Below are 13,728 nucleotides of genomic sequence, written 5' to 3' on the forward strand. Positions count from 1 at the left end.
TAAACGATCGCTGAAGTTCAGCTTTCCCATCGGGTACAGACGTACCCGATAATACCTCAGTTCGATAATGCACTGCTTACTTCAGAAACAGTTCTCGCAGGTAATTCGGCACCGCGCTGTCTGCGTTAGAACCAATCACTTCACGATCCGGCAGTAAATCTTTTAGGCGCTGATGCGCGTTCTCCATGACGCAGCCTTTTCCGGCCATCGACAGCATTTCGTAGTCGTTCATGCCATCACCAAACGCCACGCACTCTTTGAGCGAGAAGCCGATAATCTTTGCCACTTGTTCCAGCGCATGGCCTTTAGACACGCCGCCCGCCATCACTTCCAGACAGGTCAGGGTCGAAAAGCTCACATTGACGCGGTCGCCCCAGCGCGCGTTGATCGCTTCTTCCAGCGGAAGCAGTTGTTCATGCGAATCGCAGGTAAAGAATACTTTGCTAACGCCATCGGTTTCGAGCAGTGCGGGCTCGAACAGCTTGTATTTAAAGATCGACTCTTTGAAGAAACGTTCTTCTTCCGCACGCGGACGGTTCATAAACCACTCGTCATCACGGTAAACGTGCGTCAGCATATCGGGGTTCGTGTGTACGACGCTGTAAAGGTCGCGGGCAATGTCCTGATCCAGATTGTGACTGAAAATCAGCTCACCCTGCGAGTTGTGCACACGCGCACCATTCGAGGTAATCATAAACGCGCTGATACCGAGATTATCGCGGATCTGCGCGACATCCATGTGGTGCCGTCCGGTAGCGAACACAAAGTGAATCCCTTTCTCCGTCAGCAGCCTGAGGGTTTCTTTCGCATACGGGGACAGCGAGTGGTCAGGTGACAGCAGTGTGCCATCTAAATCGGAAGCAACGACATGGTACATAACGATGAGATCTCACTTCTGGTGTATTGGCGGCACGTGCCGCAAAAAATTAACGAGGTTGATGGCAGTATCCGTTGAGCGATGTGCCAACAGTCTAAAATTAATGATAGCGCGCAAAGTGCGTAAAAATCAGCGCAAATGCCTGAGCGCGGAGACGATCCGTCTCAAAGAGAATTTCATGCCGCGCGCCGTGGATAACCTGCAAAACGCCGTTCGAATTGGCATCACCGCTCTGCGTCAGTGTCTGGCAAAACACATTCTGACTGCGATTATCCACCACGCGCTCCTCTTCCGCTTGTAGCAGCAGAAGCGGCGTTGTCACGGCGCTGGCCTGTGTCAGCAGGTACTTCCCCGCCAGTATCGCCTCACGCACCCAGTGGTAAGTAGGGCCGCCTACGCGCAAATCAGGCGAATCCGCGTAAAATCGAATACTACGCTGGTAGCGTTCGCGGCTGTGCGTCAGCACATTCATTCGATAAGGCAGAGGACGCCACTGTCCCGTGCCTATAGCGTAATAATCACGTATCGCTGGGTGACGCTCCGCCCAATCGACGATCCACTCGGCAACGCAATGAGGAAGCGGTAAACGAATGCCAAACATCGGCGCACACAGCGCCGCCGCATCAAACATCGCAGGTTGACGAACCAAAAGCTGTGCCAGAATCGCGCCGCCCATTGAATGCGCCAGCGCAAACCGACGGGTATATCGCGTAGGTTCAATGTGCTGCTGGCACAGTGTTTCAGCATCATCGACATAATCACTGAAGCGTTGCACGTGTCCGCGGTGGCCATCTTGCAGCACCCGCCCAGACCGCCCTTGCCCACGGTGATCCATGATGAGCACATCATAGCCGCGATGAAAGAGGTCATACGCCACTTCGCTATATTTGACGTAACTTTCGATGCGGCCAGAAAAAACCACGACAATCTTGTCGTGTTGCGGCGCGGTAAAGCGAACAAACCGGATCGGCACATCATCCACACCAGAGAATTCGCCCTCTTCGCGCTGACGCCAGAAATTCAGTAATTCTCCGGTAGCAAAAGCGGCAAACTGCGCTTCTCGCGTTAACAGATCTGCCGTTAACGATTCAGGTGTTAACCGTTCCGACGTAAACAACGTATTGTGGCGTTGAATCATCACACCTCTCCGGTGACACAGGGAAAACAAAGCTAGCGGAAGAACATGACAAGCGGTGGATCACGAGCGTATTGTGACATAAAAAACAGACAGACTCTCGTAATACAGAACGTGATTCAGGAGCAGGATTTCATGACATTGGATTGGTGGTTAACCTACTTACTCACAACACTTATTCTCAGCCTGTCGCCCGGTTCGGGTGCCATCAACACCATGAGTACGGGGATTAGTCACGGCTATCGCGGCGCGGCAGCGTCAATCTGTGGTTTACAAGTCGGGCTGGCTATTCATATCGTGCTGGTAGGCATTGGGTTGGGTGCGTTGCTTAACCAGTCTGTGCTGGCTTTCGATGTGCTGAAATGGCTGGGCGCGGCTTATCTTATTTGGCTAGGGATTCAGCAGTGGCGTGCCGCTGGCGCACTCAACCTTCAGGCACTCGCCAGCGTCATGCCGCGTCGTAAACTCTTTAAACGTGCGATACTGGTGAACCTGACCAACCCGAAAAGCATTGTGTTTCTGGCAGCGCTGTTCCCGCAGTTCATTATCCCTCACCAGCCGCAGGCCGCACAGTATCTGGTGTTGGGTATCACCACCGTTGTTGTCGATATTATCGTGATGATTGGTTACGCTACGCTAGCCACGCGTATCGCCGGGTGGCTGAAAGGCCCACGGCAGATGAAGACACTCAACCGGATATTTGGATCGCTGTTCGTGCTGGTCGGCGCGTTACTCGCCACAGCGAGAAAGGCCTGATGAAGACAGCGCGCCGTGTCGAATCACCGCGCGCTTTTGTTTCTCCATCGGAAACGTTCTGAGAGAAAGGTTAGCGAGAGAAGATCAGGTGCAAGCCGAAACCGGTAAACAATACGCCCGCCACGCCATCCACCCACTTCGCCAGACGCTGATAGCCACGACGCATGGTAGGTAGTGCGAACACTATCGCGACCAGACTGAACCACAACAGCGTTTCAATCGAGATCAGCGCAAACAAGCCCCAACGCGCACCGCTGCCGACGCTGTCGCCGACAAACAGTGAAAACACGCTGCCGAAGTAGATCAGCGCTTTTGGGTTCGCCAGATTCGTCAATAATCCACGCATAAAGGTTTTACCGCGCTGCGGCAATACCACAGCCGTTTCCTGCGTGGTTTCCAACTGTGCTTTACTCCGCGCAGAACGCAGCATCTGCCAGCCCATCCAGCACAGATACAGTCCGCCACCGACGGTAATTGCCGTATGCAGCCAGGCCATTTTTTGCAACAGCAGGTGCAGTCCCAGCAGTGCGATAGCCGCCCAGACCACTACGCCCAGAGAAATGCCCAGCACGCCCATCATCGCTTCACGGCGTGAACGGCTAGCCGCAGTTTGTGAAACAAAAAAGAAATCCGGCCCCGGGCTCATCAGCGCAATAAAATGCACCAGCGCCACCGTCAGAAATAGCATCAACATGTTGGTTTTCCTGTTTTTTTAAATGCAATCAGACAAGACGAGCATCACTCGTCGTCATTATCGACATGATCGCGAATCATGTTCATGAAAGGTGCACCGAAACGTTCGAGTTTGCGGTGTCCTACCCCGTTGATATTCAGCAGTTCGCCCGCGGTGATCGGCATCAGTTCCGCCATCTCCAGCAGCGTGGCATCACTGAACACCACGTAAGGCGGAATATTGTCTTCGTCCGCGATGGATTTACGCAGTTTACGCAATTTGGCAAACAGCTTGCGGTCGTAATTTCCGCCGTAAGATTTTTGATTAGCGCGGGGCTTCAGGTTAATCACACGCGGCACGGCCAGTTGCAGCGGCATTTCTCCCCGCAATACTGGGCGCGCAGGTTCGGTAAGCTGTACGGCAGAATGCATCGTAATATTCTGGTTCAACAACCCCAGATGAATCAGTTGGCGTAGCACGCTGACCCAATGTTCCTGCGATTTATCCTTACCAATGCCATAAACCGGCAATTTGTCATGGCCGAAGTCGCGAATACGTTGGTTATTCGCACCGCGCAACACCTCGACGATATATCCTATGCCAAAGCGCTGCCCGACCCGATACACGCAGGAGAGCGCCTTTTGCGCCTCAACCAGCCCATCGTAACGCTTCGGCGGATCGAGACAAATATCGCAGTTACCGCAGGCCTCTTGGCGCCCTTCACCGAAATAGTTCAGCAGCACCAGACGGCGGCAGGTCTGCGCCTCGGCAAACGCGCCCATCGCATTGAGCTTATGACGTTCAATATCCAACTGCGGCCCGGCGGGTTTTTCTTCCAGACAGCGACGCAGCCATGCCATATCCGCCGGATCGTAAAACAGCGCGGCTTCTGCGGCGAGGCCATCACGCCCGGCACGTCCCGTTTCCTGATAGTAGGATTCGATATTGCGCGGAATATCAAAATGCACTACGAACCGCACGTTAGGCTTGTTGATACCCATACCAAACGCGACAGTCGCTACCACCACCTGAAGATCGTCACGCAGGAACGCTTCCTGTACCTGTGCGCGTCGTTCATTGTCCAGCCCGGCGTGATAAGCCCCCGCACTCAGCCCACGGGCCTGCAAACGGGCGCTGATATCTTCCACGCGGGAACGGCTATTACAGTAAATGATGCCGCTTTTTCCGCGCTGCGCCTGCACGAACATCCAGAGCTGATCGAGCGGTTTGAACTTCTCCACCAGCGTGTAGCGAATATTCGGGCGGTCAAAACTGCTGATCTGGATCAGCGGCGACTGAAGATCCAACAGGCGAACGATATCGTTCCGCGTGGTCTCGTCGGCGGTGGCCGTCAGTGCAATGAAAGGAAGGTGAGGAAAACGCTGTTTAATCTGCCCCAGCGCTCGGTATTCAGGGCGGAAATCGTGGCCCCATTGGGAAATACAGTGCGCTTCATCCACCGCGATCAGTGAAATCTGCCAGTGGGCGAGATGATCGAGAAAGCTTTCTGTCGTCAGGCGTTCCGGCGCAATATAAAGCAACTTAATCTGACCAGTACGACAGCCCGCCATCACTTCAAACTGCTGTTCACGCGTCTGCGTCGAATTGAGGCAAGCGGCGGAGACACCATAGGCCTGAAGCTGATCAACCTGATCTTTCATCAGAGAAATCAGCGGGGATACCACCAGCGTCAGCCCGTCCATCACCAGAGCGGGGATTTGGTAGCACAGCGATTTACCGCCGCCTGTCGGCATGATAACCAGACAATCCTGCCCACTGAGCGTCGCGCTGATAATTTCCTGCTGACCCGGTCGGAATTGCTGGTAGCCGAACGTGTCCCGTAGAACCTGAACCGCCAGCGCTTCCTTATTCAATACTTCCGCCGTAGACACGCCTTCCCCAATTCAATGAAATCAAACAGGCGCTATTTTCAGCGCCGTCGGGTAAAACTGCAATGGTTAAAAACCGCAATCGCTAAAACACACGTTAGTTAGAACATATCGTTCAGCGTCACCCCAACACCGAAGCGGGTCTGACGATGATTGTAATCAATCAAGGATTCGCCGTAGCCACTAAAGACCTTGGTGTAGAAGCGGACATGACGCGTCAATGGATAGCTCCAGCCCAGTTCGCCACCGCCGTAACCGCTATTCCAGTTATAACGGCCTTCCGCGCTAAACACGCTGTCGCCCCACACATAACCGACGCGTAACCGGTAATGGCCCATGTATTTAATGATATCTGGGTTATCGTCCTGACTGTCGGAGAAACGCACCCACGGCTTCACATCAACCTGCCAGTTGCCGTTCTGCGCCATCAGACGCATATAAGCACGGTTCCAACTGCGTGACGTTGGATCAGAACGGCCGTTAGACTGGTGATTAAAGCCCATTTCCACATCTCGCAGCGTCCAGCCTGCTAATGTGTAGTTGGTTGCCCAGCCCAGGAAGACCTGTGGCTCATAGTTGGTTTCACGGAACGGAGAAGACTCGCTTTTATTAGACAGTTGCCACCAAGAACGCTGTGTATAGGACGCACCCAGCAGCGAGTTATCACCCAGAATGCCACGCCAGATCGGGAACCCGAGGCTCAACTGATAGTGAACTTCATCTTTACGCGCTTCGTCGCCCCAGTTATAGCTCTGTATCGCCGTTTTATTGATGTTGCTGGTATAGGTATACAGTAAGTAGTTGCTTTCGTAAGGATAGAGAATAAACGGGGTGTCGTGCTCTTGTAACAGGCTGTCGATAATGCTGCCACGTACCGCCGGTTGATTCGGCGCAGGCGCGTTTGTTATATCTTCAGCATGAGCCTGTGCCATCAGTAATGCTGCCAGTACGAGTACTATTTTACGCATTCATTTTCTCCGCCATTTTTTTATACGACGTTCGTTTTAACCGACGTTCGTTTAACCAGCTTGTGGTGAGTATTTCCCCATTCAAGCCCGCCATTCTACACAGTTCAACGACGTTTGAATTATCGTTCTCCCGTTTCTTAGTCTTTTCTGGAAAGAAACAAAAGCAGCGCATAAAATAAACACTTACATAACTTAAAAGAATCAACTTAACTACATTTAACGCGTATCTCTTATTTGGGCGGGAAACAACTATGGCTGACATACCATCATTTCAGGGAACCACACTAACCAGAGATACCGTGCGCCAGCTCGTTAGCGATATTTTCATTTACAAGATGCCATTCAACATCGAGCTAGGCCTTGAGTTACAGCAGTTTGAAGCCGACAAAGCAGTCTTGACGTTCGCTCGGCAAGATAAGCTCATCGGCAATGCGGCACAAAAGATTCTGCATGGCGGCGTGATTGCTGCGGGGTTGGACGTTGCCGCTGGATTAGTCTGCGTTGGCAACACACTGCTGCGCCATGAGACGATCAGCGATCAGGAATTTCATCACCGGCTCGCGCGCATGGGGACCATTGACATGCGGGTGGACTATCTACGTCCGGGCTATGGGGAGCGCTTCACCATTACCAGCACGCTGCTGCGCGGTGGTAATAAAATCGCCGTCGCACGCGCCGAATTGCATAACGAGCAGGGTTCGCATCTGGCCAGCGCCACCGCAACCTATATTGTCGGATAGCATTTATCGTTGGCAAACCGTGTCATGAACACTTTACGTGAAAGCGCTCACAGTTTTGGGTAGACTTAGCGTTTTCCCGCCGTCCTTATCGAGTTACCCATGAACGCGCAACAAACCCGTGAGGGGATTTTTTTCGCCCTCGCCGCGTATTTCATTTGGGGAATTGCTCCTGTTTATTTCAAGCTGCTTGAGCATGTTCCACCCAATGAAATACTGACGCATCGTATTATCTGGTCATTCTTCTTTATGCTGATTCTGCTGACGGTCGGTCGGAAATGGCGTCAGGTGAGTCTTGCCTGCCGTAACATCAAGCACCTGTTTCTGCTGGCGTTAACGGCGGTGCTGATTGGCGGGAACTGGCTGTTGTATATCTGGGCGGTCAACAACCATCACATGCTGGAAGCCAGTCTGGGGTATTTTATCAACCCGCTGGTCAACGTCATGCTGGGCATGATCTTTCTGGGTGAACGCTTTCGCCGCCTGCAATGGCTGGCCGTGCTACTTGCCGTGACTGGCGTACTGGTTCAGCTGTGGACATTCGGCTCGCTGCCAGTTGTCGCGCTCGGGCTGGCATTCAGCTTCGCGTTATACGGTCTGCTGCGCAAAAAGATTGGCATCGACGGCCAAACCGGCATGCTGATAGAAACACTGTGGTTGCTGCCAGTAGCCGTCATTTATCTGTTTTTTATTGCCGACACACCGAGCAGCCATCTGACAGCCAATCCATGGTCGCTGAATCTGCTGCTGCTCTCGGCAGGTATCGTCACCACAGTACCGCTGTTGTTCTTTACCTCGGCGGCCATGCGCCTGCGCCTGTCGACGCTCGGTTTTTTCCAGTATCTCGGCCCCACCATCATGTTTATGCTGGCAGTGGTGTTCTATGGTGAAACATTCAGCAGTGACAAGCTGGTGGCTTTTGCCTTCATCTGGGGTGCGCTGGGGCTGTTTATTCTGGATGCGCTTTATACGCAGCGTAAGCTACGGCGCACGCCAGCTACAGCGTCCCGGCCTCAACACGACGGGAAATAAAGCGCGATAAGATCGGGCTGAACAACAGTGTCGAAAACAGCCGCAGCGTCTGCATGGCAATAACAAACGCCATATCGACCCGACTGCCTGCGGCGATAATCGCAATCGAATCCAGCCCGCCGGGGCTGGTCGCCAGAAAGGCGGTCAGCATATCCACCGGCATCATTTTCGTCACCATCCATGCCATCCCGCCACACAGCAGCATCAATCCGATAATCGACGTCATCATGTAAGGCAACGTGCGTATCGCCAGCAAAAAGATTGGGCGGGTGAAACATAAACCCACGCTCCACCCAATCACGGCGTAGGCCAAAGCCAGCAGCCATTCCGGCGTTTGCAGCTGTAATGTGCCACTGGCATGCAGCATCGAACCGATAATCATCGGCCCCAGTAACGCCCCAGATGGAATACGTAAGCGCCTTGCTAACCATGCGCTACCGAATGCCACACCGAGCGTCGCGAGAAAACGCCAGTCCAACGAAGGAAACCACACTAGCATCGCACTGTTTTCCGCCGCGTCGTCACCCAAACTCAGGCGCGCCACGAACGCCGCCGAAGCAGTCACCATCAACACCCGCAAATATTGCATGAAGGCAACCAGCCGCACGTCCGCGCCGAACTCTCCAGACATGGCAACCATGGCAGACGCACCGCCCGGCGATGCTCCCCAGGTTCCAGTCGTTCCGGGCAGCTCACTAAATTTGACCAGTAGCCAGCCAGATAATCCGCTGGCGGCCAGCGTAGCCAACAAAATGAACAGCACCAGCGGCCATTCGTTCAGCAAAGGCGTCAGGATAGAAAATGACAGGCTTTGTGCAACCAGACAGCCCAGAACGGCATTACTGCCCGCAAAGCCGACAGGCGGGATACGGATCGTCGCACCGTTTAACCCCATGACGACGCCGACCATCATCGGCCCCAGTAACAGCGCAGCAGGAACGTGGTAAACCTGTAGCCCAAACCCCAGAATTAATGAGACCGACAGCAGGATTCCCCATTGCACCCACGGTGACATCCCTTTCATGTACACGACCTGTATTTAAGAATAAAAAGTAAGAATAAAAAGTAAGAACAAGAATAAAAAATAGAAAGTAAGGATAGAAAAGCGATTCACCATTCTAAACAGAATAGTTGGAGAATAAACAGGAATAGTAAGGTCGCAAACGATCAAGCAGGAAAGGGATTTTGTATCAAAGGGAGGAAACGTTATGCGCCTGATGGTTAATTTCCGTCAGGCGCATCGGTGAAAACTTAAAGCCAGTTTTTACGTTTGAAATAGAGGTAAGGCGCCAGTCCGGCGAGAATCATCAGTACGATCGCACCAGGATAGCCAAACGACCACCTCAGTTCCGGCATAAACTCGAAATTCATCCCGTAGCTCGATGCCACCAGCGTCGGTGGCAGGAACACCACGGATACCACCGAGAAGATCTTGATAATCCGGCTCTGCTCAATGTTGATGAAACCCATTGCCGCCTGCATCAGGAAGTTGACCTTCTGGAACAGAGATTCGTTGTGCGGCAGCAGAGATTCGATGTCGCGCAGAATTTCGCGCGCCTGCTCCAACTGACCGGATGGCAAACGAGCTTTACGCACCAGAAAGTTAAGCGCGCGCTGGGTATCCATCAGACACAGGCGGACCTTCCAGCCCACGTCTTCCTGTTCCGCTAGCGTAGACAGCGCATCGTCGTACTCGTCACCCTGACGCCCTTCCATAATGATGCGGCTCAGCGATTCCAAATCGCTGTAGATGTTTTCGATTTCGTCCGCCAGTTGCTCAATTTTAGTCTCAAAGAGATCGAGCAGCAGTTCGTAAGCATTGCCGTCCACCAGCGTTTGATTACGGGCGCGCATGCGATACAAGCGGAACGCAGGCAGTTCACGCTCGCGCAAGGTATACAAGCGACCATCGCGAATGGTAAACGCCACGGTAGAGTTACCGGCGTGATCGTCAGCGTCTTCAAAAAAGAAAAAGGAGTGAATATGCAGGCCGTCTTCATCTTCAAAAAAACGTGCCGACGCTTCAATGTCTTCTAGTTCCGGACGGGTTGCCAGGCTTTGTCCCAGTTCGGTTTGTACTTTCTCACGCTCATCGTCTTCCGGCTCGATCAGATCGACCCAAATTGACGCGGTAAGATCATCGGAGTCATCCAATTCCAGACGAGATAAACGGCAATTATCCAGTTTAAATGCGCTCAGCATGGGCCATAGCTCCCCTTTCAGTAGCAGAGATGGACAACGCGATTGAAGCACAGAAACAGAGGTGAGGTGTCACCAGCAGGTTTCAGTCCGTTCGACGGATCTGACTCATAGCGACAAAAACAGCATCGCTGACAACCACGAAGGGTATCAGCAGAGGAAGATAGCCTTAGAAGTTGTACCTAATGAACAGGTTCGTGAGCCAGTATCGACTGGGTGTGTCCAAGGCGTTAGTCCTCCAAGAATAATGATGCGCGCATGTTACGCTGAGATGAAAAAGACTTCAACTTTAAAACCGCGGCTGAAACACACTGTAAAATATTGGTCAAATGGATAAGCTTTATCCAATAAATCCGTCGCTGGAACCGATAAAAAACGCAGTCCCCAAAACAAAAAGGAACCGCGTATATGTACTAGGCGTTGTCCGGTAAATAAGCGATTGCACGGACGGGGAAACCGGGCGCACCGGCGAAATTAGGGTAGCTGACGTGAATATAAGCGCCGGTAGACGGCAGTTGATGCAGATTATTTAGCACCTCAACCTGCCAGGCATTCTGGTTCAGTACGAAAAACTCGCCAATAAGACCGTTGTTGCGACGGAAATCGGCGGCAGAATCCGTATCCAGCGTTTCATGCCCTACCGCGCTAATGCCGCGCTTTTCAAATAGGAACGTTAGCGCCTCAAGCGACCACCCCGGCGTATGGCTGTTTCCCTGTTCGTCTTTATTCGCAAAGGCGTCAATATCAGGCCAGCGCGTACTCCAGCCGCTGGCAAACGCGACAAAGCTTCCTGACGGAATGTCCCCGTGTTCACGTTCAAATGTCAGAATGTCTTCGACAGAAAGGCGATAATCGGGATCGAGCGCGACGGCGTCTTGTTTGTGGATCACAACCAGCGGTAGCAACAGTTCTTTATTATCAATACGATCCAGATAACGCTTACCCGCCACAAAATGCCCCGGCGCATCAATGTGCGTCCCCGTTTGCGTCGCAAACGTCACGGCCTGCGCATAAAACCCGTGATCTTCGACATTGAATAAGGTCTTGCGCTGCAACACGCCTTCAAACGCACCAAAAATAGGAATCGACTCCGTAATCGTATGCGTGAGATCGACCCATTTTTTATTCTGTAATTCCGCAATAATCTGGTCTAGCGTCATGGGCATGCTCCTTTTTTATTGTGATACCACACATCCATCGATACGCGGCAGGCCACCTAGCATTGTCGAAAATGACGAGAAAGATTAATACAGGATTTTTATAAGATATGCAGTCACACGCGTGACGATCACACCGTTTCCAATCTGGCGTAGGCGGCAACCAGCCATTTGATACCCTGCCCCTGAAACGCGACCTGAAGACGGGCGTGCTCACCGCTACCTTCCAGATTCACGATGGTGCCTTCGCCGAATTTCGCATGGCGAACCCGTTGTCCCAGCTTGTAGCCGCTGTCATTTTCCGTTATCGGCGTGCCAAGGCGCTGGTGATTGACCGGGCGGGAGACGCTGGCACGTAACCGCACCTCTTCAACACACTCTTCAGGCAGTTCACCGACGAATCGGGAAGGCCGATGATAGGCTTCCTTGCCGTATAAACGGCGGGATTCGGCGTAGGTTATCGTCAGCTTTTCCATTGCGCGCGTGACGCCAACATAAGCCAGACGACGTTCTTCTTCCAGACGCCCACCTTCATCCAGCGACATCTGGCTGGGGAACATGCCTTCTTCCATACCGACGATAAACACCTGCGGGAATTCCAGCCCTTTCGCAGAGTGCAGCGTCATAAGCTGCACCGCGTCCTGATTTGCATCCGCCTGACCTTCACCCGCTTCCAGCGCGGCATGTGACAGGAATGCCTGAAGCGGCATCAGATCCTGATCTTCTTCCTGATAGCTGAACTGGCGCGTAGCCGTCACCAGTTCCTCCAGGTTTTCTACTCGTGCCTGCCCTTTCTCGCCTTTTTCCTGTTCGTACATACTCCACAGGCCAGAATCTTTAATCGCTCGGTCGGTTTGCACATGCAGCGGCAGTTCAGACGTTTCATAGGCCAGCGCATCGATCAATTCGACAAAGCGTTGCAGCGATGCCGCCGCACGCCCAGCCAGCACTTTCTCTTGCAACAGCACCCGCGTGGATTGCCACAGCGTCAGTTGGCGATCGCGCGCCGTCTGACGCACCACGTCCAGCGTGCGATCGCCAATGCCGCGCGTCGGCGTATTCACCACACGCTCGAACGCCGCATCGTCATTACGATTGGAGATGAGACGCAGATAAGATAGCGAATCTCTAATTTCCTGACGTTCGAAGAAGCGCATCCCGCCGTAGATACGGTATGGCATACTCTGCTGCAACAGCGCCTCTTCCAATACGCGCGACTGGGCGTTGCTCCGATACAGAATGGCGTTATCTTTCAGCACACCACCCTTTTCCTGCCAGGCTTTAATTCGGTTAACGACGTAACGTGCCTCATCCAGTTCGTTGAATGCGCAGTAAAGCGAAATAGGTTCGCCCTCGACACCTTCCGTCCATAGGTTCTTGCCGAGCCGCCCGCCGTTGTGGGCAATCAGGGCATTCGCCGCTTTCAGAATATTGCTGGTCGAACGATAGTTCTGCTCCAGACGGATTGTTTCTGCTCCGGCGAAATCTTTCAGGAACAGCTGAATATTTTCGACCTGCGCCCCACGCCAGCCGTAAATCGACTGATCGTCATCTCCAACGATCATCACCTTGGCGCTATCGCCCGCCAGCATGTGGATCCAGGCGTATTGAATACGGTTGGTATCCTGAAATTCGTCCACCAGAATATTGGTAAAACGCTCACGATAGTGGTTCAGCACATGCGGTTTGTTCAGCCACAGTTCATGTGCGCGCAGCAGCAGTTCGGCGAAATCCACCAGTCCGGCGCGATCGCACGCTTCCTGATAAGCCTGATAGACACGCTGCCACGTTTGCTCGATAGGGTTGCCGTAGCTTTCAATGTGCTGCGGACGTAAACCTTCGTCTTTCTTACCGTTGATGAACCACATCGCCTGACGCGGAGGCCACTGCTTCTCATCCAGATTCAGCGCCCGAATCAGCCGCTTCAACAAGCGCAGCTGATCGTCGCTGTCCAGAATCTGGAAATCCTGCGGCAGATTGGCATCCATATGGTGCGCGCGCAGCAGACGGTGCGCCAATCCGTGGAAGGTGCCAATCCACATGCCACCCTGACTGGTGCCGATCAAGTGGTTGATACGATGACGCATCTCTGCCGCGGCTTTGTTGGTAAACGTCACCGCCATGATGGAGTACGGCGAACAGTTTTCGACGGACAATAACCAGGCAATACGATGAACCAGTACCCGAGTCTTGCCGCTGCCCGCCCCTGCCAGCACCAATAAATTGCTGCGCGGCGCGGCTACCGCGGCACGCTGTTTGTCGTTGAGGCCATCGAGCAGATCAGAAACGTCCATAGGTACGGGTT

General features: G+C 53.1%; 13 protein-coding genes. 3 read left to right on the forward strand and 10 right to left on the reverse strand.

Annotated features, from left to right (window positions below; translation table 11 throughout):
* Nucleotides 1–76 precede the first annotated feature (76 nt).
* Nucleotides 77–877 (reverse strand): sugar/pyridoxal phosphate phosphatase YigL, encoded by an 801-nt coding sequence (yigL, locus tag GZ59_RS20285; protein WP_039294126.1) that lies wholly within the window; start codon nucleotides 875–877, stop codon nucleotides 77–79.
* A gap of 100 nt (nucleotides 878–977) precedes the next feature.
* The gene (gene pldB / locus GZ59_RS20290; protein ID WP_011095640.1) at nucleotides 978–2,015 is read right to left on the reverse strand and encodes a lysophospholipase L2; all 1,038 of its coding nucleotides are present in this window, start codon (nucleotides 2,013–2,015) and stop codon (nucleotides 978–980) included.
* A gap of 132 nt (nucleotides 2,016–2,147) precedes the next feature.
* On the opposite strand from pldB, the gene rhtB reads away from it, so the two are divergent.
* Complete coding sequence (gene rhtB / locus GZ59_RS20295) at nucleotides 2,148–2,768, forward strand: homoserine/homoserine lactone efflux protein (protein ID WP_011095641.1); 621 nt, start codon at nucleotides 2,148–2,150, stop codon at nucleotides 2,766–2,768.
* A 70-nt stretch (nucleotides 2,769–2,838) separates the two neighbouring features.
* Here the strand turns inward: rhtB and rhtC are convergent, their stop codons facing one another.
* From rhtC to pldA, 3 genes are all read right to left on the reverse strand, one after another.
* On the reverse strand, nucleotides 2,839–3,462 hold the full coding sequence (gene rhtC, locus GZ59_RS20300; RefSeq protein ID WP_011095642.1) for a threonine export protein RhtC: 624 nt from the start codon (nucleotides 3,460–3,462) through the stop codon (nucleotides 2,839–2,841).
* A 44-nt stretch (nucleotides 3,463–3,506) separates the two neighbouring features.
* The gene (gene recQ / locus GZ59_RS20305; protein WP_011095643.1) at nucleotides 3,507–5,333 is read right to left on the reverse strand and encodes an ATP-dependent DNA helicase RecQ; all 1,827 of its coding nucleotides are present in this window, start codon (nucleotides 5,331–5,333) and stop codon (nucleotides 3,507–3,509) included.
* A 98-nt stretch (nucleotides 5,334–5,431) separates the two neighbouring features.
* Nucleotides 5,432–6,298: a phospholipase A gene (gene pldA / locus GZ59_RS20310; RefSeq protein ID WP_011095644.1), complete on the reverse strand. Its 867-nt coding sequence runs from the start codon at nucleotides 6,296–6,298 to the stop codon at nucleotides 5,432–5,434.
* A 251-nt stretch (nucleotides 6,299–6,549) separates the two neighbouring features.
* Here pldA and GZ59_RS20320 point away from each other — a divergent pair, with 251 nt between their 5' ends.
* Together GZ59_RS20320 and rarD are read left to right on the forward strand one after the other, a co-directional pair.
* Nucleotides 6,550–7,038, forward strand: a complete 489-nt coding sequence (locus GZ59_RS20320) for a thioesterase family protein (protein ID WP_011095645.1) — start codon at nucleotides 6,550–6,552, stop codon at nucleotides 7,036–7,038.
* 99 nt (nucleotides 7,039–7,137) lie between these two features.
* Nucleotides 7,138–8,067 carry an EamA family transporter RarD gene (rarD, locus tag GZ59_RS20325; protein WP_011095646.1) on the forward strand — a complete coding sequence of 310 codons (930 nt, stop codon included), beginning with the start codon at nucleotides 7,138–7,140 and terminating at the stop codon, nucleotides 8,065–8,067.
* Here rarD and GZ59_RS20330 read toward each other — a convergent pair.
* The 5 genes from GZ59_RS20330 to uvrD all read right to left on the reverse strand — a co-directional run bounded on the left by GZ59_RS20330 (nucleotide 8,033) and on the right by uvrD (nucleotide 13,717).
* Nucleotides 8,033–9,091, reverse strand: a complete 1,059-nt coding sequence (locus GZ59_RS20330; protein WP_039294131.1) for an AbrB family transcriptional regulator — start codon at nucleotides 9,089–9,091, stop codon at nucleotides 8,033–8,035. The genes rarD and GZ59_RS20330 overlap by 35 nt on opposite strands.
* 227 nt (nucleotides 9,092–9,318) lie before the next feature.
* Nucleotides 9,319–10,269: a magnesium/cobalt transporter CorA gene (gene corA / locus GZ59_RS20335; protein WP_011095648.1), complete on the reverse strand. Its 951-nt coding sequence runs from the start codon at nucleotides 10,267–10,269 to the stop codon at nucleotides 9,319–9,321.
* 166 nt (nucleotides 10,270–10,435) lie between these two features.
* Nucleotides 10,436–10,492 (reverse strand): YsgD/CorL family protein, encoded by a 57-nt coding sequence (gene ysgD, locus GZ59_RS24100; RefSeq protein WP_349814568.1) that lies wholly within the window; start codon nucleotides 10,490–10,492, stop codon nucleotides 10,436–10,438.
* 187 nt (nucleotides 10,493–10,679) lie between these two features.
* Nucleotides 10,680–11,426, reverse strand: coding sequence for a cyclase family protein (locus GZ59_RS20340; RefSeq protein WP_039294133.1), 747 nt, complete (start codon nucleotides 11,424–11,426; stop codon nucleotides 10,680–10,682).
* 128 nt (nucleotides 11,427–11,554) lie between these two features.
* Nucleotides 11,555–13,717 (reverse strand): DNA helicase II, encoded by a 2,163-nt coding sequence (uvrD, locus tag GZ59_RS20345; protein WP_011095650.1) that lies wholly within the window; start codon nucleotides 13,715–13,717, stop codon nucleotides 11,555–11,557.
* Between the last annotated feature and the right edge of the window lie 11 nt (nucleotides 13,718–13,728).

Source organism: Pectobacterium atrosepticum (genome assembly GCF_000740965.1).
In the GTDB taxonomy this organism is placed as follows: domain Bacteria; phylum Pseudomonadota; class Gammaproteobacteria; order Enterobacterales; family Enterobacteriaceae; genus Pectobacterium; species Pectobacterium atrosepticum.

Bases quoted from the DNA above. Each gene is read 5' to 3' on its own strand.
- yigL (WP_039294126.1), bottom strand. From the start codon at position 877: ATGTACCATGTCGTTGCTTCCGATTTAGATGGCACACTGCTGTCACCT.
- pldB (WP_011095640.1), bottom strand. From the start codon at position 2,015: ATGATTCAACGCCACAATACGTTGTTTACGTCGGAACGGTTAACACCT.
- rhtB (WP_011095641.1), top strand. From the start codon at position 2,148: ATGACATTGGATTGGTGGTTAACCTACTTACTCACAACACTTATTCTC.
- rhtC (WP_011095642.1), bottom strand. From the start codon at position 3,462: ATGTTGATGCTATTTCTGACGGTGGCGCTGGTGCATTTTATTGCGCTG.
- pldA (WP_011095644.1), bottom strand. From the start codon at position 6,298: ATGCGTAAAATAGTACTCGTACTGGCAGCATTACTGATGGCACAGGCT.
- GZ59_RS20320 (WP_011095645.1), top strand. From the start codon at position 6,550: ATGGCTGACATACCATCATTTCAGGGAACCACACTAACCAGAGATACC.
- rarD (WP_011095646.1), top strand. From the start codon at position 7,138: ATGAACGCGCAACAAACCCGTGAGGGGATTTTTTTCGCCCTCGCCGCG.
- GZ59_RS20330 (WP_039294131.1), bottom strand. From the start codon at position 9,091: ATGAAAGGGATGTCACCGTGGGTGCAATGGGGAATCCTGCTGTCGGTC.
- corA (WP_011095648.1), bottom strand. From the start codon at position 10,269: ATGCTGAGCGCATTTAAACTGGATAATTGCCGTTTATCTCGTCTGGAA.
- GZ59_RS20340 (WP_039294133.1), bottom strand. From the start codon at position 11,426: ATGACGCTAGACCAGATTATTGCGGAATTACAGAATAAAAAATGGGTC.
- uvrD (WP_011095650.1), bottom strand. From the start codon at position 13,717: ATGGACGTTTCTGATCTGCTCGATGGCCTCAACGACAAACAGCGTGCC.